The organism is Sorangium sp. KYC3313, from assembly GCF_052075895.1.
Classification (GTDB): Bacteria; Myxococcota_A; Polyangia; order Polyangiales; family Polyangiaceae; genus Sorangium; species Sorangium cellulosum_B.
Genome location: NZ_CP197255.1, coordinates 10,979,212 through 11,003,745 on the forward strand (window position 1 = coordinate 10,979,212; position 24,534 = coordinate 11,003,745).

Here is a 24,534-nt window from a genome sequence, read left to right on the forward strand (position 1 = left end):
GCGCGGGAGGAGCGCGCTCCGCTCAGAACCCCGAGCGGCGCGCCATCCGCCTGGAGAGCCAGCGCATGGGGCCGGGCGCCACGCGGGCGGCGAGGCTCGCGGTCTTCACGAACAGGCTCGTCTCCAGGACGTCGCGGCCCGCCTCGACGGCGCGCACGATCATCTCGGCGACCTCGTCCGGGCTCTGCTTCTTGTGGCCGGGCGGGCGGTAGCCGACGTTGTCGTCGGTCACGACGGCGTTCGCGTGGAACGGGGTCTCTACCGGCCCCGGCCGCACCACGAGCACGCGCACGCCGCGCGACGAGAGCTCCGCGCGGAGCGACATCGCGAGCGCCTCCAGCGCGAACTTCGACGAGGCGTACGGGCCCATCCGCGGCGCCGCGACGAGCCCCGCGATCGAGGAGACCATGACGAGGGTGCCTTTCGTGGCCGTGAGGGGCTCGATCGCGAGCTGCGCGAGGCGCACGGGGGCGACGACGTTCAGCCGGTAGAGCGCCTCGAGCTCGGCGGGGTCAATCTCGATCGACGGCGTGTAGTAGCCGCGCCCGGCGTTGTTCACCAGCACGTCCAGCCGGCCGTACGCGCCGAGCGCCCGCTCGCAGAGCGCCTTGCGGTCCTCCTCGACGGTCACGTCGCCGGCCACCGCGAGGGCGTCGCCGCCCGCCGCGCGCACCTCCGAGGCGACCTCTTCGAGCGCGTCTCGCCCGCGCGCGCTCAGCACCACGCGCGCACCGCGCTTCGCCCAAGAGAACGCGAGCGATCGACCGATTCCGCTGGATGCACCGGTGATGACGACGACGGGAGCCATGTCGGCGAGAGTACACCCTCCGCGGGTGAACCGAGGGAAATACGCTGTTCGCGCCCGACCCGGGCGCGCCAGGCACCGAGAGATCCCGGATAGGGACGGTCGGGATGTTGCGTGGCCGCGCGATCGAGCTGCTTTCGACCGCCCGCGCGCTACGATGCGGGCCTTGCTTCGCTGTGCGCAGCGGCGACGCGACACCGCCCGATTCACGCCGCTCCTCAATCGTCCTCGCCCGGTGACCATGAAGAAGCCTGTCAGAACGCTGTTGGTGGGAACCCTCCTGGCGGCCGCCGCCTGCGGCGACGGCGAGCCGCCCTCGGGCGGGGCAGGAGGCGGCAGCGCGGGAGACGGCGGCTCCGGCAACGGCGGTGTGTCCGGGAGCATCCGTTGCCCCGGCTCGGACATCGTGTGTCCCGTCGGGGCGCGGTGTCAGATCGACGCCGAGGGCAAGCCGTCGGGCTGCGCCGCCGCGTGCGACGAGGCGCGCGCCTGCGGCGACGCGGCGTGCTGCAGCCCCGGCGCCGCGTGCGTGCGCGGCGGCTGCGAGGCGGCGGACCTCGTGCTCGGGCCCCCGGAGCGAGGAGAGCCCGTCACGTTCGCCACGGTCCGCGTGGACGAGGACGCGTGCGAGCTGCTGCATGGGTGCTTCGGCGCGAGCGGCCGGCGGGCGCTCATGCGCTTCCACGTCTCGCTCGAGAACGCCGGCGACGTTCCGCTCGACCTCGGCGTGCCGTCGGAGAGCGACGTCTTCGAGCCGAACTTCTGCGAGGACAGCTACGTCGTTCCGCGCTTCTTCCGCGCGCGCCTCCGCCAGGGCGGCGCGGTGGTCGCCGAGGCCGAGCTCGACGGGCGCTGCGTCGCGATGCCAGGCGGCCAGTACGGCTGCGACGCGCAGGGCCTCGGCCCGGGCGAGCGCGTCGAGCAACCCGGCACCCTCGCGTGCAACGCCCTCGACGTGACCGGCGTCCCGGCCGGGCTCTACGAGCTCGAGATCACCGTGAACCCGAACAGGACCCTCGCCGAGGCGCGCTTCGACAACAACACGATCGTCCTCCCGGTCGATTACCCCGCCTGCGACGGCGCGATCTGCGGCGGCGCGTGCTGCCCCAGCGGCCACGCGTGCGAGGCCGGCGTCTGCATCGTGCCCGACCTGCGCCCGGACAGGCAGCGCATCGTCGACACGATCCGGTTCTCGTACCAGACGTTCCCCAGAGACGCCTGCGAGCTCATGGAAAGGTGCATCGGCGGCCCCGGCCGGCGACATCTCCTCGAGTTCGAGGGGCGCGTCGAGAACGCAGGGCCCGGCCACCTCGACCCCGGCCCCGAGTTCAACAGCCCGCTCTTCGAGTATGCGCAGTGCCACCAGCACTTCCATTTCCTGGACTTCACCGATTACCGGCTGGTCGATGCGGAGGGCGAGGTCGTCTCCCTGGGGCACAAGCAGGCGTTTTGCCTCGTCGACATGGAGCCCCTCGACCCTTCGTCCCCCGCGCCGCGCGGCTACCCGACCTCGGGAGGCATGGGGTGCAACTTCCTGAGCGCGGGATGGGCCGACACCTACGACGTCGGCACGCCGTGCCAGTGGGTCGACGTGACGGACGTGCCCGAGGGGGACTACACCCTCCGCGTCACCGTCAACCCCGTCGGCGCGATCGCCGAGCAGGCGATCGAGAACAACGTGGTCGAGGTGCCCGTCCACGTCCCGGCATTCGCGCCCTGCGAGCCCGAGCCGGAGATCTGCGGGGACGCGGTGGACCAGGACTGCGACGGGCTCCCCGACGACGGCTGCGAGGGCGAGGGGTGCGCCTCCCCGGTGCCCGAGGTGTGCGGCAACGCGGTCGACGAGAACTGCAACGGCGTCCCGGACGACGGCTGCGCGCCGATCCCGGGCGTAGGCAGCTGCGAGACGCCGGGGGAGCTGACGGGCTCGATGGATTACGCGGCGGAGATCACGGCCGAGAACACCTCCGACGTCGCGCTGCCGTGCGGCGGCGGCGGCGGCGGCGAGGTGTTCTTCCGGTTCACGCTCCCGTCCGACGAGGTCGTGTACCTCGGCACCCTGGCGTCGGACGTCGACACGGCGCTCGCGGTGCTCGAGGGCGAGGGGTGCGGCGGCCCCCCCGTCGGCTGCGCGGCCGACAGCTGCGGCGACGCCGCGCCGGGCGCGCACTTCGCGGCCAGGCTCCGGGCCGGGACCTACACGGTGGTGGTCAAGGCCGCGCACCCCGAGGCGCGCGGCACGGTCCGCCTCAGGTTCCAGCGCGCGTCGTGCCTCGGCGAGAGGGCCGGGGTCATCTCGGGCAGCGGCCTCGTCAGCGGCGACACCACCGGGGCGCCGATCCCTCCCAGCTCCTTGTGCGGCGCGAGCAGCCCTGAGCAGACGTTCTATGTTCCCGTCTGCCCGGGGACGTCCACCGTGGTGTCCTCGTGCGGCCTGACCGACTTCCCGATGACGATCAAGACCGCGGACGACGCATGCCATCCCATCAACATCGAGTGCTTCGGCCCGCTCAGCGCATGCGCGGGCGAGAGGGAGGGCGTGAACTCCCGGATTTACGGGGCACGACCTGGAGGGAGCCTCGGCGCCATCACCGTGAAGGGGCGTACTCCGGTGGATTTCGGGCCGTACCAGATCTTCGTCACACCATTCCAGTGACAGGGGCGCGCCGCCGGGCGTGAACACACAGCGCCGCGCCCCCATTCCACGAGCGAAGTTTGCGCTCGACCTCGGGCAATCTGCGCTAAAACCGCGCCCATGCGAGCCCACCATCGGTCCGAACGGACGCGCCTCCGGGCGCTCTCGTCCCTGTCCAGCGCGCTCGTCGCCGCGCTCGGCCTGACGTTGCCCGCCTACGCCGCGCCCCCGGCCGCAGCGCCGGCGCAGCCTGCGGCGGCTCAACCTGCGGCCAAGCCCGCGGCGGCGGCGCCGGTCGCGCCGGCGGCTCCGCCTGCGGCGGCGGCGACCAGCGTGAGCGTCGCGATCCCGGTCGAGAAGTACACGCTGGAGAACGGGCTCGAGGTGGTCCTGCACGAGGATCACCGCACGCCCGTCGTGGCCGTCAACCTCTGGTACCACGTCGGCTCCAAGGACGAGCCGCGGGGGAAGAACGGCTTCGCGCACCTGTTCGAGCACGTCATGTTCCAGGGCTCGAAGCACGTGGGCGAGGACATGTTCTTCAAGTACCTGGAGCGGGCCGGCGCGAGCGATCGCAACGGGACGACGAACACCGACCGCACCAACTACTTCGAGACCGTCCCCGCCAACGAGCTCGCGCTGGTGCTCTGGCTGGAGAGCGACCGGATGGGGTGGCTGCTCGACCACGCGAACGACGCGACCTTCACGAGCCAGCGCAGTGTCGTGAAGAACGAGCGCCGCCAGAACTACGAGAACGCGCCCTACGGCCTCGTGCCGCAGTTCCTCCGCGCGGCCCTGTTCCCGGAGGGCCACCCCTACCACCTGCTGACCATCGGCACGCCGGAGGATCTCGACGCGGCGCAGATGGACGACGTGAAGGCCTTCTTCCGGACGTTCTACGTGCCCAACAACGCGACCCTCGTCGTGGCGGGCGACATCGATCGCCGCCGGGCGAAGGAGCTCATCCAGAAGTACTTCGGCCCCATCGCGAAGGGCGCCCCGCCGCCCGTGGCGACGAGGCCCGACCCCGGCGACCTCGCGACCGAGAAGCGCCTCGACATCGAGGCGGACGTCGAGCTGCCCCGCGTGACGATCAGCTGGGTGACGCCGCCGAGCTTCGCGCCCGGCGACGCCGAGCTCGACCTCGTCGCCAACGTCCTCGCCTCGGGCAAGACGAGCCGCCTCTACAAGAAGCTCGTGTACGATCTCCAGATCGCGCAGGACGTCTTCGCGTTCCAGCAATCGAGCCAGCTCGCCAGCACCTTCCAGATCACGGCGACGCTGAAGAAGGGCAAGTCGCCCGAGCAGGCCCTGAAGCTCATCGACGCCGAGCTCGAGCGGCTGCGCAAGGCGCCGCCGACGCAGGACGAGCACGACAGGGCCCAGGCCAAGGTGCTCTCGGAGCTGGTCTTCAGCATGGAGCAGGTGACGGCCCGCGCGAACGCCATCAACAACTACAACCAGCTCACCGGCGATCCGGGGTACTTCCCGAAGGACGTGGCCAGGTACGAGAAGGCCACCGCCGCCGACCTGCAGAAGGCGACCGCGGATCTCCTGCCCCAGGGCAGGCGCGTGATCGCCCTCGTCACGCCGAAGCCGGGCGCCCCGAAGGCCGGGCGCCTCGTGAAGCAGACCGGGGCGGCGACGCCCGCGGCGGCGGGCGCGAAGCCCACCACCGCGGCGCCGTCGGCAGCGGCGAGCGTGAAGCCCGCGGTCGCGGCGCCCGCGGCCGCGCCGGCGGGCGCGAAGCCCGCGGCCGCGCCGGCAACCGAAAAGCCGGCGGCCGCGCCGGCCATCATGAAGCCCGCTGGCGACAAGCCCGCGGTCGACAAGCCTGCGGCCGGCCCGGCCGCGCCGAAGGGGGGTTGAGCCCATGCGCATGAAACGAACCGTCTCCGCCTCGCTCGCAGCCGTGGCGCTCGCCGCCTGCGCTCCGGTCACGTCGACGCCGCCCCCGGCGCCGCCCAGCGCGCAGCGCCCCGCCGCGGCGCCGCCCGCCGCCGCGCCGGCGGACGACTTCCGCAAATCGCCGCCTCCCACCGGGCCGGAGGTGGTCTTCCAGCCGCCGCGGATCGAGGAGGCGAAGCTCGCGAACGGGATCCGCGTCCTCGTCGTGGAGCGGCACGAGCTGCCGATCGTGGCCGTGGACGTGACGACCGTCCGCGGCGCCGACCAGGCCGAGCCGGCCGTCGGCGCGTTCGCGGGCGCGATGCTCATGCAGGGCACCAAGACCCGCAGCGCGCTCTCGCTCAGCGACGCGCTCGGCAAGCTCGGCGCGAGCTTCTGGTCCGCGGTCGGCTTCGACGGCGGCGGAGTGCAGGGCCAGAGCGTGACGCCGCGGTTCGGCGAGATGCTCACGCTGCTCGGCGACGCGTACATGAACCCGGCCTTCGCGCCGGCGGAGATCGAGCGCGAGCGGTCGCGCCGCATCACCCAGCTCGCCGAGATGAACGATCGCCCCGCGTCGCTCCTCTCCATCGCCCAGGCCCGGGTCCTCTACCCCGAGGGCCACCCGTACAACGCGCCGCTGATCGGCACCGAGGCGGCGCTGAAGAAGATCACGGCGGGCGCCCTGGCGAAGTTCCACGCCGCGCAGTTCCGGCCGGAGCTGACGACCGTCGCCATCGCCGGGGACATCACCAAGGCCGACGCGGTGAAGGAGGTGGAGCGGGTCTTCGGCGCCTGGAAGGGCCCGGCCTCGGCGCCGCCCGCCCCCGCCAAGGCGGCGATCCCCGCCGATCCGCCGGCGATCGCCGCGGGCGCGCCGCGCGTCGTTGTCGTCGACCGGCCAGGGCTCACGCAGTCGACCGTGACGGTGGCGCTTCCGGGCGTGCCGCGCGCGACGGCGGACTACGACGCGCTGCTCGTGATGAACACCCTCCTCGGCGGGCAGTTCTCGAGCCGGCTCAACCTGAACCTGCGCGAGAAGCACGCCTACACCTACGGCGCGCGCTCCGGCTTCGACATGCGCCACGGAGCGGGACCGTTCTCCGCGGGCGGCGCCATCGTGCGCGAGAACACGGGCCCCGCCGTGAGCGAGATCTTCGCGGAGATCGACCGGATGCGGAGGGAGCCCGTCACGAACGAGGAGCTCGCGGACGCCAAGGCGAACCTCATCCGCCAGCTGCCGGCGCGCTTCGAGACGGCGGACGCGACCGCGTCGACGATCGCGGGCCTCGCGGTCTACGATCTGCCGCTCGACGAGTACGCGACGCGACCGGCGAGGCTCCAGCGGATCACGCCCGCGGACGTGCAGCGGGTCGCGCAGAAGTACCTCGTGCCCGAGCAGCTCCGGGTCGTCCTGGTGGGCGACGCCGGCGCTGTCGGAGAGCAGCTCTCGGCGTTGCAGCTCGGTGAGGTCATCGTGCAGAAGGCGCCAGGCGTGGCGGCCGGACCGGCGGCGGCGCCCGGCAAGCCGGCGGCGCCCGGCAAGCCGGCGGCGCCCGCCGCGCCCCAGGCTGCGAAGCCCGCTGCGCCCGCGCAGCCTGCCGCGCCCCCCGCAGCGAAGAAGCCGTGAAGTACGGCGCGCCGCTCGCCTGCGTGTGCGCGCTGGCGTGGAGCGCGCCCGCCGCCGCGCAGGCGGGGCCGGCGGCCCCGGACTGGGCGTTCGGCACGCCGGGCGGCGAGGCGGCCCTCGCCGCGGCCTGCACCGCGTCGCTCGCGACGTACCTGCTCCCCCAGCGGCGCTCCGGGTGGGGCGCCGCCTCGAGCGAGGAGCGCAACGACGCGATCGGCCTCGCCAGCGACATCACCGGCGCCGCGGTGGGCACGCTGCTCCTCCTCGGCGGCGGGTACGCCCTCGAGGGCAGCTACCTCGCGGGCGCCGGCGTCCCCCGCCCCTACGCGCGGGCGCTCAGGACATCGCTCATCGAGGTCGAGGCGGCGGCGCTGTCGACCGGCCTCTCGAACGTGATCAAGCGCCTGTCGGGCCGGTGCCGGCCGCGCTCGTGGCGGACCGATCGGTGCGGCGAGACCGACCTCGATTTCGACGCCTTCCCCTCGGGTCACACGACCCCGGTGGCCGCCGTCGCGGGCGCGCGCCTGAACCTCGCGCTGCGCACGACCGGCGACGCCGCGCCGCGCCTCGGCGCGCTCGCCCTCGCCGAGGCGGCCACGGTGGTGACGATGGCGCTGCGGATCGGCGCCGGCGCGCACTCGTGGCAGGACGTCGGCGCCGGCATGATCCTGGGCCACGTGACGGGCTTCGCGATCGCGGCCGTCCACCCGATCCAGCCGAGCGAGGCCAGGTACGCGGCAGGCACGCTGCCCGGCCCGCCCCCCGAGCCGGCAGCGGTCACCTGGTCGTGGGCGTTCTGACGCCACGTCGGGAGGCCGCCAGGAGCGGCAGTGATGCGCGTGCGCTCCTCGAAGAGGGGCGCGACGCGATCCATGCTCGCGCATGCCCACCTTCGAGAAGCGCACGCGCATCGCCGCGCCCCCCGAGCGGGTCTTCGCCTTCCACGAGGAGCCTGACGCCCTCGAGCGCCTCACGCCCCCCTGGGAGCACGCGCGCGTGCTGGAGAAGGCCGGTGGCATCCTCGTCGGCGCGCGCGTGGTCGTGGAGACGCGCGTCGGCCCTGTCCCGCTGCGCTGGGTCGCGGAACACACGCAGTACGAGCGGGGCCGGATGTTCCAGGACACGCAGCGCAGCGGGCCGTTCAAGCGCTGGGTGCACACGCACCGCATGGACCCCGACGGCTCGGGCGGCTGCTACCTCACGGACCGCGTGGAGTACGAGCTCCCGCTCGGCGCGATCGGCCGGCTCGGCGGCGGCCTCTTCGTCCGGCGCAAGCTGGAGCGGATGTTCGACTACCGCCACGAGGTGACGCGACGGGCCTGCGAAGCCCCGCCGCGATAGCCCGCCCGCCGACAGCCGCGTCCGCCGCGCGGCTCACGCGCCCCCTGGTTGCCAAGGCTCACGCCGGACCCAAGTTGCTCGCAATGCCGCGGCACGCGGCGACGGCAAGGAGAAGGAGCATGGCTATCTACCGTTGCGGCCGTTGCGGCTCGATCAACCGGGTCGCGGACCAGCGGATCAAGGATCGACCGGTCTGTGGCCGCTGCAAGGCCCACCTCGACACGACGGGCGCTCCGCAGCCGGTGGACGGGGCCGCGCTCGAACAGGCGATTGCGAGCTCTCCTGTCCCCGTCCTTGTCGACTACTGGGCCACCTGGTGCGGCCCGTGCCGAGTCGTCGCGCCGGCCCTCGACGAGCTCGGCCGCAGGAATGCGGGCAAGGTGCTGGTCCTCAAGCTCGACACCGACGCCGATCCGGCGGAAGCCGGGCGCCGGCGCATCCAGGGGGTGCCCACCTTCGTGCTCTTCAGCGGAGGGCGAGAGCTCGATCGCCGCAGCGGCGTGACCTCGCGCGCCGATCTGGAGCGCTGGATCGAGGCCAAGGCCGGACAGCCCTCCACGCGCGCGAGCCACGCTTGAGCCCGCGCTGCGGGCCCTGGAGGGAGCGGAGCTGGGGAGCTGGGAGCCGAGAAGAGCGGGTGACGCGACGCGCCTGGTCGAGGGCTCGCCCCCGCACGCCGGGTCGCCCCCGGCCGGCCTCCCCGTCGCGCTCCTGAGGCGCCCCCGCCGGCCTCGCTCGCCTCACCGCGCCCGCCGCGCCCCGCACAGCCGAGCTGACGCCCCTCGCTCAGCGCACGCTCAGGTCGTCCCCGGGGCGCGCGGCGCGGTGCTCGCCTCCCCTCGCCCGAACGCGGCGGCCGCCCCGCCGCGCGACGCCCGGTAGCGCGCCAGCTCTCCGAACTGCGCGAGCCGCGCGCGCACGATGTTCCGGCTGATGCCGAGCAGCCTCGCCGTCTGGAGCTGGTTGCGATCGCAGTAGCGGTACGCCGTCCGGATGATCGTCTCCTCGATCTGCTCGTGCAGGTTCGGCAGGTTCTGCTCGAACAGCGCGAGCAGCGCGCCCTCCAGCGCCGTCGCCTGCGGCGTCGGCCTGACCTGGGACACGGCGTCCGTCGCGCCCTGCTCCGGCGGAGGAACGCTCGCCCCGGCCTTCGGCAGGAGCGCCGTGAGGCGCAGATCCGCCGGGGTGACCTCCTGGCCTTTGCAGACCAGGAGCGCGTGGTGCATTGCGTTCTCGATCTCCCGGATGTTCCCGGGCCACGGGTGCCCGAGGAGCCGCGCCGTCGCCTCCGCCGTGAGCACGGCCGGCCCCGAGCCGAGCCGGTGCGCGTAGAGATCGAGGAAGTAGCGCGCCAGCGGGAGGATGTCGCCCGGCCGCTCGCGCAGCGGCGGGAGCGCCAGCGTCGCCACGTTGAGCCGGTAGAAGAGATCCTCGCGGAACTTCCGCGCGATCACCGCCTCCTCCAGGTTCACGTTGGTCGCCGCGATGAGCCGCACGTCGATGGGGATCGGCTGGCGCGAGCCGAGCCGCACCACCTCGCGCTCCTGCAGCACGCGGAGCAGCTTGACCTGGAGCGGCAGCGACAGATCCCCGATCTCGTCGAGGAACAGCGTCCCGCCGTCCGCCGCCTCGAACCACCCGGCCTTCGAGGTCGTCGCCCCCGTGAAGGCGCCCTTCTCGTGGCCGAACAGCTCGCTCTCGACGAGCGACTCCGACCAGGCGCCGCAATTGACCGCCACGAAGGGCCGCCCCCGCCGGTGGCTCAACGCGTGGATGTGACGGGCCACGATCTCCTTGCCCGTGCCGGTCTCCCCCGTCACGAGCAACGTCACGTCGCTCGGCGAGAGCTGCCCGATCCGCTCGAGGATCGCCTGCGAGCGTGGATCCTGGAAGACAAGCGCCTTGGCGCGCACGGAAAGGGCCGGCGAGCTCGTGTTCGGAAGCGTGAGCAAGGGCATCGTCATCGGGCTTCACTCACCATAATAGCGGATGGTTCATCCATTATAACGGATGAACCTGCCGTGCGCCAGAGATCTTTCTCTGGCGCGGCCTCACCGGCTGTCCCAGGTGGCTTCGGGCCTTCCGTCACGCTGCGCCTCGATCCGTCGCGCTAGGCCTCGAGGAGGTAGCCGCGCACCTCGTCGACGAGGGCCTTGATCTCGTGATCGGTGCGGGACCTCGGGCGCGGCGCGCTGACGGGGACGACGCGCTTGATCCTCCCGGGCCGCGGCTCGAGCACGACGACGCGATCGCCGAGGAACACCGCCTCCTCGACGTCGTGCGTGACGAGGATCATGGTGATCTTCTCTTCCTGCCAGATGCGCTGGAGCTCCTGCTGCAGCTTCGCGCGGGTCAGCGCGTCGAGCGCGCCGAACGGCTCGTCGAGCAGCAGGATGCCCGGCCGGTTGACCAGCCCTCGCGCGATCGCCGCCCGCTGGGCCATCCCGCCGGAGAGCTGGTGCGGGTACGCCCACTTGAACCCGGACAGGCCCACGAGCTCGAGGTGCTCGTCGACCGCGCGGGCCTTCTCGGCGTGCGTCCACGCCGAGCTCTCGAGCCCGAGCGCGACGTTCTGCTCGATGGTCAGCCAGGGGAAGAGCCGGTGCTCCTGGAAGACGATGCCCCGATCGAGGCTCGTCCCCTCGACGCGCGCGCCGCCGATGAGGAGGTCGCCCTCGTAGTCGCCGTCCAGCCCGACGAGGAGCCGGAGGAGCGTCGATTTACCGCAACCGCTCGTGCCCACGATGCTGATGAACTCGCCGGGGTGAATGGTCAGCCCGATCCCCCGGAGGACCTCCAGGGGCTTGTCCTTGACCACGTACTTCTTGCTGACATCGCGAATGTTGATGACTCCAGGCGAGCCCATGAGTTCCTCCTCGAAGCAGACGGAATCAGACGGAATCAGACGGAAGCAGACGGAAGCAGACGTTGACGACGCTGACGACGTTCACACGCCGGGGACGCGCCATCGCAACAGGCGGTCTTCCGCGGCCTTGGCCAGCGCGTTCAGGCCGAAGCCCACGAGGCCGGACACGATCAGCCCGACCAGCACGACATCCATGGCGAAGCGCTCGCGCCCGTCCACCATCAGGGTGCCGATCCCGGGGGCGGGCTCGAGCAGGTACTCGGCCCCGAGCGTGCCGAGCCACGCGTAGATGAGCCCCTGGTGCACGCCCGCGAAGAGCGACGGCGCGGCGGACGGCAGGATGACCTTGCGGAGGATCTGCCACCGCGAGAAGCGGAGCACCCGCGCCACCTCGATGTGCTCGACACCGACGCTGCGCACGCCTTCATAGGTGTTCACGACGACCGGGTAGAAGGCGGAGAGCGCGATGAAGGCGATCTTCGCCTGCTCGCCCACGCCGAGCCACACCGACATGAGCGGGATCCACGCGAACAGCGCGACCTGCTTCGCCGCGTGGAAGCTCGGTGAGAACAGCTTGTCGGCGGTGCGCGAGACGGCGAGCAGACCGCCGACGGCGCCGCCCGCGACGATCCCGAGCACGAGCCCAAGGAGATCCCGGACGAGGCTGGCGCGCAGGTGTGCCCAGAGATCGCCGCTCTCGTGCAGCGCGCTCGCGGCCTTCCAGACCGCGAGCGGCGGGACCAGGATGCGGGTGTTGGCGAGCTCGTAGCGGCAGACAACGAGCCACGCGACGAACAGCAGGACGGGCAGGACCAGGCCGCGCCGCAGCCGCGGCTGGATCAGAGCATGGGTGATGGCGCTCATCGTAGGTGTTCTTCGGTGAGGTGTACCAGGGCGGCGCGCCGCCAGCGGAGGAGGCGCGCCTCGATCGCCTCGAGCCCCTTGTCGAGCACGAGCCCGACGATCCCCACGACGAGGATCGCCGCGAGCACCACGTCGAGCTGGAACAGCTGGCGGCCCCAGACGATCAGGAACCCGACGCCCTCGGACGAGGCCAGGAGCTCGACCGTGACGAGCGACAGCCACGCTTGCGTCAGGCCGTAACGGACGCCGACGGCGATGGACGGCACCGCGGCGGGGAGCACGACCTTCCGGAGCAGCTGAGCATGGCTGAAGCGGAAGACCCGGGCCACCTCGATGTACGATCTCGGCACGTTCTTGATGCCCTCGAACGTGTTGATCGCCACGGGGATGAGGCTCGCCTGCGCGATGAGGATCAGCTTGAGCGACTCGCCGATCCCCGCCACCATCATGACCAGCGGCAGCCACGCGAGCGCGGGGACCTGCGCGAGCGCCTTGAAGAGCGGGTGGACGTGCTCCTCGATCCGCCGCGAGAGCCCCATCGCGATGCCGAGCGCGAGGCCCGCCGCGCCGCCCGCGGCGAAGCCGCCGAGGACGCGACCGAGGCTGATGGCGATGTTCGTGTGCAGATCGCCCGAGCTCGCGAGCTCGGTCAGCGTCTGCACGACGAGCCCTGGCGCCGGCAGGATCTGCGCCGGGATCAGCTCGCGCTGCGAGGCGTAGCTCCACGCGAGGAAGAGCGCCGCCGGGAAGACGAGCCCCACGGCGACGTTGCCCACCTTCCGCGACAGGAGCCGGGAGGCGCCGCCCGCGGGCAGCGCCACGTCGGGCGCCGCGAGCTTGTAGCCGGCCTGGGTCCGGCTCTCTTGAATTCCCTGCTGCGTCATCTTGGTTGCCTTTCTCTCGTGGCGTTCCGCCCTGCGCTAGGCTCCTTCGCCGCGCGCTCTCCTCTCATGGCCTCCCGGGGTGCTTGACCTTCCCGTTCACGTCGAACTCGGGCCAGTAGCCCTCGAGGTTCAGCTCCTTCAGGGCCGCGTTCAGGAACCGCAGATCGATCCAGGAGTCGACGTCGAAGGTGTTCCTGATCAGGCCGAACCGCTTCGCGTCGGCGACGGCCGCCTTGTAGCGGGAGATCAGGTATTCATCGAACAGCGGGCTCGCGCGCACCTTGAGCGAGTCGCCCGTCTGGTCCGCCTTGAAGTTCGAGTACGGCACCCCCGACTTGGACCAGAGCTGGTAGATCGGCGCCGGGTTGGCCTCGTTCTGCGCGATCCAGTGGGCGGCCTGCACGACGACCTTGACGACGCGCCTCGTGATGTCGGGATATTTGTTCGCGAAGTCCTCGGTGACGATCAGGTGGGCGTGCCGCAGGTAGGCGGGCGAGTCGTTCTTCGTCGAGTAGACGATCTTGGCGACCCCCTGATCCTGGAGCGTGAGCAGGTCGTACCCGCCGAAGGCGGCGTCGATGTCCCTCGTCGCCAGCGCCGCCTTCGCGGTCGCGCCGTCCATGTTGAGGATCCGCAGATCGCGCTCCGACAGCCCGCTCCCCGCGAGGATCTTGTTGACAGCGAGCTGGAGGTTCGTGCCCTTGAAGAGGGCGACCTTCTTCCCCTTGAGGTCCGCGAGCGACGCGATCGACGAGTCCGACGGGACGGCCAGGTACGTGTGCTGCCTCGTCGACACCCCCGCGAGGAGCTTCGTCTTGAGCCCCCCTGCTCTGCCGATGCTCGACGGCAGGTCTCCCTGGAGCGCGAAGTCGAGCAGCCGGTTCGCGTACGCCTCGTTGACGGCGGGCCCGGCCCCCTTGAAGAAGAACCACTCGATCTTGATGTTGTCCTTCTTGAACTCCTCCTCCAGGAGCCCCCGCGCGTGCACCACGCTCAGGCTGCTACCGCCGACGAACGGCCGGTTCCCGATCCCCACCCCCGCAAATGCCACCCGGATAACGCTAGGCGCCTCCGCCCGCGCCCCATGCGCCGACAACGTCAAAATCACCACAACCAGTATCTGCACCAAAACCAAAGCTCGTCTCATGAATCTCTTCTCCTAATTCGCTGCATACCGCCGCCAGAGGGGGGCTCGCCCGCACAGGAGACGGGCCCAGATCGGCGTTTTCGGCGCGCAGGCGTACTCACGTACGCCGAGCACCGAAAACGCCGAGGTGGGCCCGTATCCGAAGCGGGCGAGCCCCCCTCTAGAAGGCGCCTTGGAGTTGGGTTAGTACCTCGTGCTTGGCCCCCTCGGTGCTCGTGCGGTCGTCTCGGCGGTTGACGTTGAGCTGGAACTTCGTCGTCTCCGCGAAGAAGACGTTGAAGCCGAGCGTGTAGACGTCGACCCGGTTCTCCTTCACCTCGGTGCTGGGGTCGAAGAGGTCGACGCGGAGGAACGGCTGGTAGGTCTTCGGCCACCAGTCGTCGTAGCGGCCCTGGTTGCGGTAGCCCCTCAGGAACTGCTCGCCCCAGTTGTAGAAGAAGGTCGCCACGTGCGACAGGCTGGTTTGCCTCGTCTTCCGGGGGTCCTCCGCCGTCGTCCCGAGCGTCACGTCGTCCTGGCCGTAGATGAACTCGTAGGTGACGCCGATCGGATAGTGGTTGTAGTAGATGTCGCCGCCGAAGCGGCGCTTGACGCCCTTGCCGGACAGCGTCTTCTTCTCGTCCTTGAGGAACGTGTTCTGCCAGCCGACGTACGCGCTCCCGCCGAGCGTGATCTGGCGGAGGATGGAGTTGTAGTCGGACGGCACGGTGAACGCGAGGCGGCCGATGATGTCCTTCTCGCTGTTGTCGTCGGGCGTGTTCGGCCCGCTCCCGTTGACGATGCCGATCGCGTAGGCGAGGAGGGGCGCCCGGTAGTTGTAGCCGTAGTCCACCTGCGGCAGCACGTCGCCGCGGACGATGAGCCCGAGGTCGCGCCGGTTCAGGCCGAGCTTCGTCGTGAACTGCGCGTTGGTGATCACCGGCTTCAGCTCCTCGCTCGCGGGGACCTCCAGCCCGAAGGGCAGGAGCTGCTGGCCCAGGGTGACCTGCAGGACCCAGTCCTCGGGGGCGAGGGTGGGGAGCACGGAGTACGCCAGCTGGGCGTCCAGCAGGTTGAGGAAGCTGTTGTTGCTCGCCTGCTGGGGCGAGGCGCCGAAGCGCACCGAGTAGGTCAGGTTGCGGCCTTCCTCGTAGTCCTTGTAGAGGATGCCATTGAACGTGAGGGTCGCGGCGCCCGTGTCGAACGTCACCTTGCGATCGTTCGAGGTCGCCGTGTTCACCGGCTGCTCCGCCCATCCGATGCGCGCCTGGATGACGCCGCCGACGAGGAGCGAGCGGGTCGAGAGGGCGGTGTGGAGGTCGCGCTCTCGCTGCCACTGGAACTTGAAGTTCTCGAGGTCGGTGACGAGCCCTTGCAGGTCGTCCCGCGTGACGGCGTTGGGATCGGGCTCGACGAAGGCCTCCGCGGCTGCGTCGCCCGCGGGCGGGGTGCCGGGGTCCGGCGCGCCGGCAGGCGCAGGCGCGGGACGCTCGCCCTGGGCTCTGCCGGGCGGGTTCTGCGCGCTCGCCTGCGTCACGCAAAGGACGACGGTCGTCGCGAGGATCGATGAGATGGCGGTTCTTGAGCGGTCGAGCAAACGCATGAATGGATCCAGAGGGGTTCGTTGATTCACAGCTACGGTCGGGCGGGGCGGCTTCCGTGGCCCCGCCCGACGCTCCACGTTCAGGCCGCCTTGCTCTTCCGCAGCTTCTGCTCGACCGCGGTCCCCGCGAAGAAGCCGGGGTTCTTGCCGGCAAAGAAGTTGTATGGGTGGGTGAACACGAGATCGCGGAAGTTCGCCTCCGTGAGCGCCCCGCGCTCGACGAGGCTCCAGGTGTCCGCGAGGACCTCTGTCAGATCAGGCACGTCCCAGTGGCCGCTGTCCGACGCCCAGAAGGCGTTGAGCTGCACGCCGAGCGGGTTGACCTTCGTGTTGAACGCGTACGCGATCGTGGGGTCGTCCGCCTCCGAGCCGAAGTAGAAGTTCGGCACGTACCGGTCGCGGATGTCCTCGATCCGCTCGATGCCCGCCGCCGCGAAGTCGTCGAGCGCGACCGGGTCCTGCGGCTGCCTCCGCGAGTTGTTCGAGACGCCGAGCGCCCCGCCGAGGACAGCGTTGATGTCGCCGAGCCGCGCCCCGACCTCTTCGCCGCCGTACTGATGGTACAGCGCGTACAGCAGCTTCGCGTCGATCAGATCAGGGTTGTAGTTCTGGACCGCCCTGCCGTTGCGCTTCTCCCAGTGCCCCACCAGATCCGCGAACAGCGTCGCGCCCCACGCCGCCCCTCCCTCGAGGAAGCCGACGCGGAGATCGGGGAACCGGCGGGTCACGCCGCTGAAGAAGAGCGACTTCGCGAGCGCCTCCGAGGCGGAGGCGAAGTGGCCGATGTGGTTGTACATGTAGCTCGAGACCGAGCTGCGGCTGGTCCACCCCATCCCGGCGGAGTGGGTGGTCAGCACCGTCCTGAGCTCGACCGCCTTGGCCCAGAACGGGTCGTAGTTGTGCTCGCTGTCCACGCCGAACGTGTCGAGCCAGTTCGCGTGCCGCGCGACGTCCGGGTGGTGCCGCGACGGGTACTTCTCGGCCACCGACCGGATGGGCCGCCGGAGGTTGCCCGGGATGAGGGCGACCTTGAGGCCGAGCTCGCGCACGGCGAACTCGAGCTCTTCGACGCCCTCCTCCGGCGTGTGCAGCGGGATGGCGGCGACAGGCGTGAGGCGGTCGGCGTACGGCCGGTACACGTCGGCGTGATAGGCGTTGACCGCGCGGATGAGCACCCGGCGCAGGTCCTCCTTGCCGACGTGGGTGGCGAACGTGGAGACGTTCGGGAAAAGAACCGCGTAGTCCGTCCCCGAATCGCCGAGCCGCTCGTGCAGCAGCCTGGGCAGCGACACCGTGGCGAGATCGAGGGTGTTCTTCGTCGGCAGCGCCCACCACGGCGGGCGGACCGAGCGCTGCGCCGCGCGCTGCTCGGGCGTGAGCTCGTACCACTCGTTGCTCAGGTAGCCGAAGCCCCGGTTGATCGCGTCGCGGAACTCGTCGACGGACTTCGCGCCGCCGTACTTCGCGATGTAATCCTCGAGGATCGGCGCGAACTCGATCGTGTGCAGATCGGTGTCGATCACCGGGTAATCGAGCTTGTCGCGCACCAGCCGCGAGCGAGAGGTCTTCTTGCCGTCTTTCAGCGAGAGGTGAGAGGATGAGACGCTCATGATGATGACTCCATGGCGCGGTCGCGCGGTCGCGCGGCGGCCCTCGGCGCCGGGCAGCCGCGCCCAGGGCGCACGAGGCCGCGCGCCGACCAGGCGCCCGCTCCTGTGCTGAGAATGTGAGAGGCCTTCGAGCTAGAGCGCCGCGAGCGCGGCGCCCCTACAGCGCGTGGCGGTCCATCGCTCGACGTCAGCGCCGATCCGGCGGGACGCGAGCCGCCGCGAGCGCCGGGGGAGCGCCGCGGAGCGCGCCTGCGCGCGGAGCGCAGAGCGCGTCGCGACACGGCGCCGCACGACGCCCGGCGCGCGCGGGAGGGCGCTCGTCAGGGACGTGATCGCGAGGGTGGATGAGACCGCGTCGAGCGCGATCACTGGATCTTTCATGGCTTTCTTCAGGTCGACTATCGCCCTGACGCATTGCACTGTGCGGACCAAGCCTTCACCGTGGCCAGCAGGGCAGGTCGGGCGGAAGCACCATCGATATGCGCGGCCTTGTGACCGCGCCCGCACGCTCCAGCGCGCCGTCCCGGGGGAGAATTCAGAGAGGCCTCGAAGGCCCCGACGCCTCCCGGCAACGAAGGAAACTCGGCCGCACGCGGCACACGCCGCGCACGCTGTCAGGAAAGCAGCTCACGCTCGTTGCGCCGCTGCGGGTTCCGTTCGGCGTTCTGCATGATTCTGCATGCGGCGTACCAGCCTTGCGTCCGCTTCAAAAGACACGAATCCGTTATACCGGACAATGCCTTGCTGCTGGAGCAGCAGGCGCGTGCTGCGCGGGTGCTGCTCCAGCAGCAGCCCGCGGGCAAGGTGCGTCAAGGCTGGGACGGCGACGCGGGCGAAAGGCTCATCCCGGTCGCGAACGAGATCGCGCTCTGCAGGTCGCGGCGGGTCACGATGCCCGCGAGATCGATGTCGAGGCAGACGATGGCCTGGGACACCTCTGGTCGAATGCCCGTCAGGACGACCTGCGCCCCGAGCAGCCGGACCGCACGCGCCACCTGCAGGAGGGCGCTCGCCGAGGCCGCGTCGATGTGCGGGACGCCGGTGACGTCGATGATCGCCACCCGCGCCTGCCGCTCGACCACCTTGCTCAGCAGGTTCTCCATCATCTGCTGCGCCCGCGCCGCGTCCAGCACGCCCACGAGCGGCAGCACGAGGACGCCCTGGCTCATGGGCACGATGGGCGTCGACAGCTCCACGAGCGTCTTCGCCTGCAGCCGGAGCGTATCCTCGAGCCGCTTCCGGTCGGTGATCACCTCGGTGAACAGCATGATCCCGCCGATCTCGCCGCTCGACTTGTACCAGGGGAAGATCTTCCAGCGCACCCAGTCGACGCTCCCGTCGGCCCGCGGGAAGGGCTCTTCATCGTTCGATTCCGAGGCTCCTGCGATGCAGCGCCGGTGGATCGCCCTCCAGTGCTCGGGGATCTCGGGGAACAGATCGTAATGACATCGGCCGATGATGTCCTGCTCCTTCATGCCGAAATCTTCCCGCCAGCGGTGACTGGCCAGGATGTAGCGCATGTCCTTGTCGAACATGGCCACCGCAGCCGGGCTGTAGGTGACAAAGACGCGCGCATGCTCCTCGCTCTGGCGCAGCTCCGCCTGGAGGCGATCCCGCGCCGCCTCGGCCTCCTCCAGCTCCCGGATGCGCTGCTTCAGCTGCTGGTTCTCCGCAACGACAGCCATGTAATCCGTGCACCGTTCATCCGTACCCTCGGTTCCGTCCTGGCCTGTATATCAAAGAAGCGCGGTGCACGGCGCTCGACCGGCGCAACGCGTGCGCTACCGAGGAGCGGAACAAGGTCGCAGCGTGCGCTGCATTCAGCGTGGCGTCATGGCCAGCCGCGCAGGACGTCGAGCGCCCGGGCTTCCTGTCGCATCTCGCGCAGGAGGGCGGCGGCGACGACGCCGGGGTGCGTTCGCTCCGGCGCGGCGCCGAACGCGGCGAGGACGTCCGCGAGCGGGCGGGACGCGTCGTCTTCAGGAGGCGGCCCGCCGAGGCGCGCTGCCCCGAAGAAGAAGCTCGCGGCGTAGAAGGCGAGGGCGATGGCGCGCGCAAGGCCCGCCCGCGCGCGCTCGCCGTCGCTCGCTTGCCTCCCCAGGTACGCCTCGAGCAGCGCCTCGCGCTGCTCGGGCCGCGGACACGCAAAGACGCCGAGCTGCGCGAGATCGATGAACGGATCTCCCGCGCCCGCGTGGGTCCAGTCGACGAAATACACGCGCTCGGCCGCCACGAGCACGTTGTTCGGGTTGAGGTCGCGATGACACGCGGCCGCGTGCGCGTGCGGCGCGCTCACGCGCTCCAGCTCGGCGACGGTGCGCACGAGCTCGGCTGGCAGGCCAGCGCCCGCGAGCGCGGCGCACTGCGCGTCGAGGGAGCGCAGGAAGTCCATGCGCGACGGGCTGCGCGGGAACGGTGGACCGTCGTGAAGGCGCCGCAACGCCGCCGCGACCCGCTCGATCTGCGCCGGATCGCGCGTCGGGCGGAGCTGTGTCCCCGCGATGCGGTCCATGATCGTCACGCCCGTCCGCGCGTCCGCGTGGCGCAGGCGCGGCGCGACGCCGCGCTCGGACGCGATGCGCATGCACGCGCTCTCGCGCGCGGCGCGCGCCGGATCGCTCGGATCGACCGCGAAGCGCTTCGCGACGTACGGCGCGCCGTCGACGACGAACGCGATCAGCGCGGCGCCGGAGAACCCGCCGGAGAGCGAGGTCACGTCCTGGACCGGGCGCCCCGGGAAAGCAGCCTCGAGCGCGGCGGTGAGGTCCGGGTGCAGCTCCGGGGCGCTCATGCCCACCCCCGCATCGAGGCGAGCCGCTTTGCGTAGAGGCGGCTCCGCGCGGCGAGATCGGCGGGCCGTGCCCAGTCCCACCCGATCGCCTGCCAGTCCGGGTCGTCGGGATCGAGCCCGAGCGACGCGACGAACGCGCGATCGGCGACGAAGAAGTGGTGTTTGTACGCGAGGAGATAGCCGCGCGACGCCTCCGGCAGCGCCTCGACGTGGGCGCGCGCCTCCTCGTAGGTCGCGAACCAGTGGTGCAGCACGCCGCCATCCCGGCCGTAGAGCAGCGCCCCGAGCTCGGGCGCGCCGGGCTCTCCCGCGAGGGCGAGGCGCGCCCGCTCCCAGCTCGAGAAGCCGCACTCGCGCGCGACCACCGCGAGGCAGTGCTTCCGGCGGATGCCGGCGACCGCCGCGGCGAGCGCGGCCTCGTCGGCGCGACCGAGCTCGGGCAGCGCGCGCAGGCGCAAGAGCGCCCTGGCATCGTTCGACGCGAGCTGCTTGTGCAGCAGCTCAGCGCGGGTCTTCAGCTCGCGAACGGGATCCATCATGGACGTCTCCTCTCGAATCGGCCGCTGCCCGCTCCCTCGGCCCGAGGATGTCGACGTGGTCATGACGGTGCGAGGTGACTCGCGGTCGTCGCGTCGCAGGGTGAAAGGCTTCTTTCCGGCGGGGAGGGCGCCCCTGCGCACCCTGGCCAGACGCTAGCGCTTCGCGTCGGGGCGCGCCAGACCGAATCCAGGAGCGCGCGGGCGCTGAACGCGCGTCAGGCCCGCGCTGCCGCGCGGGCAAGCCCGCGAACGACCGGACGCTAGACGTTGATCTTGTAGTTCAGCTTGACCTCGTCGCCGTGCATCCCGCGAAACCCCCAGTCGTGGGCGGGCGACTCCGAGATGCAGATCTCGATGTCCTGGTGCTCGATCCCGACCTCGTCCCGGATCTTGTCGAACAGGAGCCGCACGAGCTTCTTCTTCGTCTCCACGCTGCGCCCGGTGATCATCGAGATCTCGATGATCGTATAGGCGTCGGTCCGCCCGCCCGGCGCCAGCATGTCCTCGCGCTCCATCGGGAAGAAGCGATGCGCCCGCTTGTCCTGCGGCATCTGCAGCGCCTCCATGACGCAGGCGTGGATCACCCTCGACAGGGCCTCCTTCACCGGATCGAGCTTCTCCTTGATTCCGTAGATCTTCACCTGAGCCATGGGGAGTTCTCCTGGAGCAACGTCAATTCGTTTCAGTCGTCCGCGTCCTCGCCCCTCGGCCCGGACCGCCCCGCGGCGGCCTCCTCGCCCTCGTCCTCGGGGAGCCCCGCGTCCGCCGCGCCCGGCGCCTCCGCCGCGAGCGCCATCCGCTCGGCGAGGGGCCGCTCGGGCAACGCGAGCAGCGGGCCGTCGCCGAGCTCGCCGATCATGTTGAGGTACGCGTTCATCGCGTGGCACACCGAGTCGGTGCGCACATAACGATCCCTGACGCTCCAGAATACCCCGCCGGCGGCCGCCTGCGGGTTCTTCACCACGAACGAGCTCTCCGGACCGTAAGTGTACTGCAAGAGCAACCGGATCGCGGCGACCACCGCATCCTTGTACCGATCGCAGCCCTCCGTGCCCTTCTTCCGGCAATGGTGGTACACCTCCGACATCACCTCGGCGAGCCAGCCGCTCCCGCTGCTCGACAGCGACCGCTGCCAGCGGCCGTAGCGATAGGCGTCCTCGGGCCTGCGCCACTGCCGCTTCACGAGGTCGTCGGCGCAGCGGAAGACGGTCTGCTCGACGCGCTGGTCGCCGCCGGCCTTCGCGAAGTCGAGCAGCGACTGGACCGCCCACGAGCTCGAGATCGGGTTGGGCTTCCTGTAATCGTCGCCGAGGAAACACCCCTTCTCCGCGATCCTGGCGAGCAGGTGGTCCGCGGTCCGGGCCGCGGCGTCGAGGTACTTCTTGTTGTTCGTGGCCCGGTAGGTGCGCGACAGCGCCGAGAGGACCTGCCCCGTGTAGAGCGTCGAGTCCTTGCCCTGGACCTTCCAGGCCCCGCCCTCCTGCCCGGTCAGGGCTGAGCGCACGCTGCCGTCTGGCCGCTGCATCGAGATCAACCACTCGGCCGCGAGCACGGCGGACTCGAGGTACCTCTTGTCCTTCGTGACGCCGTGGAGCTCGAGGAGCGTGAAGATCGACTTCGACGCCGTGCCGACGACCAGCCGGCGCTCGGGCCGCTCGCGCTCCAGGTCGAACGCATAGAAGAAGCCGCCGGCCGTGCGATCGCGCGCCTCGCGGCTCTGCATGCCCATCATGAAGCCGGCGGCCTCCGTCGCCAGCCGCAGCAGGCGCTCGTCGGGCTTGTAGGCGTGCAGCTTCAGCAGCGTCAGCGCCGTGGACGCGGTGTAGATCGTGTGCAGCTCGCGCTCGAACCGGTCCGCGGGGGCGTGGTAGTACTTGTGAACCCCCTTGTGCCGCGGATCGATGACGCGCAGGAGATAGCCTTTGCCGTCCTCGATGCGCCGCGCGAGGAGGGGCTTGTCGAGGACGCGCACCGGCACGAGCCCCTCGACGAGCTCGACGCCCTTCCCCGGGCGCTCGACGCTCTCCACCATCGACTCGTGATGATCCGGAAGCTCCACGACCAGCCGCGCGCCCGCGAGCGCGCTCGTCATCGCCGCCGCGCCGCCCGCCGCGGCCACGGCCCTGCGCGCGGCGCCCTTCAGCGCGACGCAGAGCCCCGCGTCCGACGCCTCCCCGCGGGCGATCTGCTTCCCCTCCTGAAAGGCCATCACGACAGCGCGGAAGGGGCGCCTGGACGAGAGGGCGAGATCGCACGTCACCTTGTCGCCGCCCGCCGCCACCTGGCGGACAAAGGCGATGGCGCGATCGCGGAAGGTGCCATTGTCGAGCTCGACGCCCGCGCCCCCGCCCTCCGGGGCGAGGATCGCCGGGTCGGGCACCCGGGGTAGGTTCGCCGCGATCTGGGCCGCGAAGCGGTCGTCGCCGGCGGGCAGGGCGCGTTTTCGACGTTCCGCACCATCCGCGCCTTCCGCGGCGCTGGCCGCCGCGGAAGCCGCGGCGGCGGGCTTCCCGGCCGCAGGGTCCTCGCTCGGCTTGCAGCCGTCACAACCGCTCGTGACCCCACACGACAGCGCGGCGAAGGCCGCCAGGGTTGCGATGGAGCGCGCGCGAGCAGACGGCATGAACAAGGACCCCGGAAGCAGCGATTCGACGCGTATCAAGAACCCAGAGGTCCCGCAAGGCCGAACCAGGTAGCCGCGCCCCTCGCGATCGCCCGCACGCGCCCCTCGCTGTTCGCCCGCGCGCGCCCCGCGCTATTCTGCCCTCATGGGACCCGCGCAGATCAAGGGCAAGAACGTGGACATCAAGCTGTGGACTCGGCCGGACGAGGTCGAGGAGATCGCGCTGGAGCAGCTGCGGAACATCAGCGCCCTGCCCTGGGTGTTCCACCACGTCGCCGCCATGCCCGACGTCCACTTCGGCAAGGGCGCGACCGTCGGCTCGGTCATCGCGATGCGGGACGCGGTCGCGCCGGCCGCCGTCGGCGTCGACATCGGCTGCGGCATGGGCGCGCTCCGCACGAACCTCACCGCGGCCGATCTGCCCGACGACCTCCGGCGGATCCGCGGCGACCTCGAGCGGGCGATCCCCGTCGGGTTCGCCGCCCACGACGCCCCGCCGGCAGGGTTCGAGCGCCTCCCGCTCTGGGACGAGTTCGCGAGCCTGAGCCCGAAGGTCCAGGGGCTGTTCGCGCGGGCGCGCTGTCAGCTCGGCACGCTGGGGGGCGGCAACCACTTCATCGAGCTCTGCCTCGACACGGACGGCGGCGTGTGGCTGATGCTCCACTCCGGCTCTCGCAACATCGGCAAGGAGCTCGCCGAGATCCACATCGCCACGGCGAAGAAGCTCGCCCACAACCGCGATCTGCCCGATCGCGATCTCGCGGTGTTCCTCGCCGGCACCCCGGAGATGAAGGCCTACCGGCACGACCTCTTCTGGGCGCAGCGGTACGCGCGGGCGAACCGCGAGGCCATGTTCCACCTCGCCGAGGGCGTCCTGCGCCGGCACTTCCCCGAGCTCGCGATCCAGGAAGCCATCACTTGCCATCACAACTACGTGGCAGAAGAGTGTCATTTCGGTGAAGACGTGCTGGTGACGCGCAAGGGCGCGATCCGGGCCGGCAAGGGCGAGCTTGGCATCATCCCCGGCTCGATGGGCACGCGCTCGTACATCGTCCGCGGCCTCGGCAACCCCGACGCGTTCGAGAGCGCCTCGCATGGCGCGGGCCGCAAGATGAGCCGCGGCGAGGCGAAGCGGCGCTTCACGGTCAACGACCTGGCCGCGCAGACGGCCGGGGTCGAGTGCCGCAAGGATGGCGGTGTCCTCGACGAAATCCCCTCCGCCTACAAGCCGATCGAGCGCGTCATGGAGGACCAGCGCGATCTCGTGGAGGTCGTCGCCGAGCTCCGGCAGGTCCTCTGCGTGAAGGGGTGAGCGGCCGGCGCGGGTCCG

21 protein-coding genes are annotated in these 24,534 nt (G+C 71.0%); 7 read left to right on the forward strand and 14 right to left on the reverse strand.

Annotated features, from left to right (window positions below; translation table 11 throughout):
* Positions 1-22 precede the first annotated feature (22 nt).
* Positions 23-808 (reverse strand): SDR family NAD(P)-dependent oxidoreductase, encoded by a 786-nt coding sequence (locus tag ACSRUE_RS41760; RefSeq protein WP_441288424.1) that lies wholly within the window; start codon positions 806-808, stop codon positions 23-25.
* A 265-nt stretch (positions 809-1,073) separates the two neighbouring features.
* Here ACSRUE_RS41760 and ACSRUE_RS41765 point away from each other — a divergent pair, with 265 nt between their 5' ends.
* The 6 genes from ACSRUE_RS41765 (at position 1,074) to ACSRUE_RS41790 (ending at position 8,876) form a co-directional block, all read left to right on the forward strand.
* Positions 1,074-3,461, forward strand: a complete 2,388-nt coding sequence (locus tag ACSRUE_RS41765; protein ID WP_441288425.1) for a lysyl oxidase family protein — start codon at positions 1,074-1,076, stop codon at positions 3,459-3,461.
* A gap of 99 nt (positions 3,462-3,560) precedes the next feature.
* Positions 3,561-5,309 carry a M16 family metallopeptidase gene (locus ACSRUE_RS41770; RefSeq protein WP_441288426.1) on the forward strand — a complete coding sequence of 583 codons (1,749 nt, stop codon included), beginning with the start codon at positions 3,561-3,563 and terminating at the stop codon, positions 5,307-5,309.
* 10 nt (positions 5,310-5,319) lie between these two features.
* A complete protein-coding gene (locus tag ACSRUE_RS41775) occupies positions 5,320-6,957 on the forward strand; it encodes a M16 family metallopeptidase (RefSeq protein ID WP_441288427.1) in 1,638 nt (545 codons plus the stop codon).
* Positions 6,954-7,757, forward strand: coding sequence for a phosphatase PAP2 family protein (locus tag ACSRUE_RS41780; RefSeq protein WP_441288428.1), 804 nt, complete (start codon positions 6,954-6,956; stop codon positions 7,755-7,757). Before ACSRUE_RS41775 ends, ACSRUE_RS41780 begins: the two co-directional genes overlap by 4 nt.
* Positions 7,758-7,839: 82 nt before the next feature.
* Positions 7,840-8,298, forward strand: a complete 459-nt coding sequence (locus ACSRUE_RS41785; protein ID WP_441288429.1) for an SRPBCC family protein — start codon at positions 7,840-7,842, stop codon at positions 8,296-8,298.
* A gap of 119 nt (positions 8,299-8,417) precedes the next feature.
* Positions 8,418-8,876 (forward strand): thioredoxin family protein, encoded by a 459-nt coding sequence (locus ACSRUE_RS41790; protein ID WP_441288430.1) that lies wholly within the window; start codon positions 8,418-8,420, stop codon positions 8,874-8,876.
* Between the two features lie 219 nt (positions 8,877-9,095).
* Here ACSRUE_RS41790 and ACSRUE_RS41795 read toward each other — a convergent pair whose 3' ends face one another.
* From ACSRUE_RS41795 to ACSRUE_RS41855, 13 genes are all read right to left on the reverse strand, one after another.
* Positions 9,096-10,256: a sigma-54 interaction domain-containing protein gene (locus ACSRUE_RS41795; RefSeq protein WP_441293188.1), complete on the reverse strand. Its 1,161-nt coding sequence runs from the start codon at positions 10,254-10,256 to the stop codon at positions 9,096-9,098.
* A 152-nt stretch (positions 10,257-10,408) separates the two neighbouring features.
* Positions 10,409-11,164, reverse strand: a complete 756-nt coding sequence (locus ACSRUE_RS41800; protein ID WP_441288431.1) for an ABC transporter ATP-binding protein — start codon at positions 11,162-11,164, stop codon at positions 10,409-10,411.
* 81 nt (positions 11,165-11,245) lie between these two features.
* Entirely contained in the window at positions 11,246-12,028 is a 783-nt protein-coding gene (locus ACSRUE_RS41805) for an ABC transporter permease (protein ID WP_441288432.1), read from the reverse strand.
* Positions 12,025-12,912: an ABC transporter permease gene (locus tag ACSRUE_RS41810; RefSeq protein WP_441288433.1), complete on the reverse strand. Its 888-nt coding sequence runs from the start codon at positions 12,910-12,912 to the stop codon at positions 12,025-12,027. Before ACSRUE_RS41810 ends, ACSRUE_RS41805 begins: the two co-directional genes overlap by 4 nt.
* A gap of 64 nt (positions 12,913-12,976) precedes the next feature.
* Positions 12,977-13,963 (reverse strand): ABC transporter substrate-binding protein, encoded by a 987-nt coding sequence (locus tag ACSRUE_RS41815; RefSeq protein ID WP_441288434.1) that lies wholly within the window; start codon positions 13,961-13,963, stop codon positions 12,977-12,979.
* 256 nt (positions 13,964-14,219) lie between these two features.
* Complete coding sequence (locus ACSRUE_RS41820; protein ID WP_441288435.1) at positions 14,220-15,641, reverse strand: hypothetical protein; 1,422 nt, start codon at positions 15,639-15,641, stop codon at positions 14,220-14,222.
* A gap of 80 nt (positions 15,642-15,721) precedes the next feature.
* On the reverse strand, positions 15,722-17,251 hold the full coding sequence (locus tag ACSRUE_RS41825) for an amidohydrolase family protein (protein WP_441288436.1): 1,530 nt from the start codon (positions 17,249-17,251) through the stop codon (positions 15,722-15,724).
* Between the two features lie 132 nt (positions 17,252-17,383).
* Positions 17,384-17,632 (reverse strand): hypothetical protein, encoded by a 249-nt coding sequence (locus ACSRUE_RS41830; protein WP_441288437.1) that lies wholly within the window; start codon positions 17,630-17,632, stop codon positions 17,384-17,386.
* Positions 17,633-18,060: 428 nt separating this feature from the next.
* A complete protein-coding gene (locus tag ACSRUE_RS41835; protein ID WP_441288438.1) occupies positions 18,061-18,936 on the reverse strand; it encodes a PAS domain-containing protein in 876 nt (291 codons plus the stop codon).
* 146 nt (positions 18,937-19,082) lie between these two features.
* Positions 19,083-20,042 carry a phosphotransferase gene (locus tag ACSRUE_RS41840; RefSeq protein ID WP_441288439.1) on the reverse strand — a complete coding sequence of 320 codons (960 nt, stop codon included), beginning with the start codon at positions 20,040-20,042 and terminating at the stop codon, positions 19,083-19,085.
* Positions 20,039-20,581 carry a hypothetical protein gene (locus tag ACSRUE_RS41845; protein ID WP_437943984.1) on the reverse strand — a complete coding sequence of 181 codons (543 nt, stop codon included), beginning with the start codon at positions 20,579-20,581 and terminating at the stop codon, positions 20,039-20,041. Before ACSRUE_RS41845 ends, ACSRUE_RS41840 begins: the two co-directional genes overlap by 4 nt.
* Before the next feature lie 260 nt (positions 20,582-20,841).
* The gene (locus tag ACSRUE_RS41850; RefSeq protein WP_441288440.1) at positions 20,842-21,231 is read right to left on the reverse strand and encodes a tautomerase family protein; all 390 of its coding nucleotides are present in this window, start codon (positions 21,229-21,231) and stop codon (positions 20,842-20,844) included.
* A gap of 32 nt (positions 21,232-21,263) precedes the next feature.
* Positions 21,264-23,204, reverse strand: a complete 1,941-nt coding sequence (locus ACSRUE_RS41855; RefSeq protein ID WP_441288441.1) for a D-glucuronyl C5-epimerase family protein — start codon at positions 23,202-23,204, stop codon at positions 21,264-21,266.
* Between the two features lie 145 nt (positions 23,205-23,349).
* Between ACSRUE_RS41855 and ACSRUE_RS41860 the strand changes: the two genes are divergently transcribed.
* Positions 23,350-24,516, forward strand: coding sequence for an RtcB family protein (locus ACSRUE_RS41860; protein ID WP_441288442.1), 1,167 nt, complete (start codon positions 23,350-23,352; stop codon positions 24,514-24,516).
* Positions 24,517-24,534 lie beyond the last annotated feature (18 nt).

Bases quoted from the DNA above. Each gene is read 5' to 3' on its own strand.
- ACSRUE_RS41760 (WP_441288424.1), bottom strand. From the start codon at position 808: ATGGCTCCCGTCGTCGTCATCACCGGTGCATCCAGCGGAATCGGTCGA.
- ACSRUE_RS41770 (WP_441288426.1), top strand. From the start codon at position 3,561: ATGCGAGCCCACCATCGGTCCGAACGGACGCGCCTCCGGGCGCTCTCG.
- ACSRUE_RS41775 (WP_441288427.1), top strand. From the start codon at position 5,320: ATGAAACGAACCGTCTCCGCCTCGCTCGCAGCCGTGGCGCTCGCCGCC.
- ACSRUE_RS41785 (WP_441288429.1), top strand. From the start codon at position 7,840: ATGCCCACCTTCGAGAAGCGCACGCGCATCGCCGCGCCCCCCGAGCGG.
- ACSRUE_RS41790 (WP_441288430.1), top strand. From the start codon at position 8,418: ATGGCTATCTACCGTTGCGGCCGTTGCGGCTCGATCAACCGGGTCGCG.
- ACSRUE_RS41795 (WP_441293188.1), bottom strand. From the start codon at position 10,256: ATGCCCTTGCTCACGCTTCCGAACACGAGCTCGCCGGCCCTTTCCGTG.
- ACSRUE_RS41800 (WP_441288431.1), bottom strand. From the start codon at position 11,164: ATGGGCTCGCCTGGAGTCATCAACATTCGCGATGTCAGCAAGAAGTAC.
- ACSRUE_RS41805 (WP_441288432.1), bottom strand. From the start codon at position 12,028: ATGAGCGCCATCACCCATGCTCTGATCCAGCCGCGGCTGCGGCGCGGC.
- ACSRUE_RS41810 (WP_441288433.1), bottom strand. From the start codon at position 12,912: ATGACGCAGCAGGGAATTCAAGAGAGCCGGACCCAGGCCGGCTACAAG.
- ACSRUE_RS41820 (WP_441288435.1), bottom strand. From the start codon at position 15,641: ATGCGTTTGCTCGACCGCTCAAGAACCGCCATCTCATCGATCCTCGCG.
- ACSRUE_RS41825 (WP_441288436.1), bottom strand. From the start codon at position 17,251: ATGAGCGTCTCATCCTCTCACCTCTCGCTGAAAGACGGCAAGAAGACC.
- ACSRUE_RS41830 (WP_441288437.1), bottom strand. From the start codon at position 17,632: ATGAAAGATCCAGTGATCGCGCTCGACGCGGTCTCATCCACCCTCGCG.
- ACSRUE_RS41835 (WP_441288438.1), bottom strand. From the start codon at position 18,936: ATGGCTGTCGTTGCGGAGAACCAGCAGCTGAAGCAGCGCATCCGGGAG.
- ACSRUE_RS41840 (WP_441288439.1), bottom strand. From the start codon at position 20,042: ATGAGCGCCCCGGAGCTGCACCCGGACCTCACCGCCGCGCTCGAGGCT.
- ACSRUE_RS41845 (WP_437943984.1), bottom strand. From the start codon at position 20,581: ATGATGGATCCCGTTCGCGAGCTGAAGACCCGCGCTGAGCTGCTGCAC.
- ACSRUE_RS41850 (WP_441288440.1), bottom strand. From the start codon at position 21,231: ATGGCTCAGGTGAAGATCTACGGAATCAAGGAGAAGCTCGATCCGGTG.
- ACSRUE_RS41855 (WP_441288441.1), bottom strand. From the start codon at position 23,204: ATGCCGTCTGCTCGCGCGCGCTCCATCGCAACCCTGGCGGCCTTCGCC.
- ACSRUE_RS41860 (WP_441288442.1), top strand. From the start codon at position 23,350: ATGGGACCCGCGCAGATCAAGGGCAAGAACGTGGACATCAAGCTGTGG.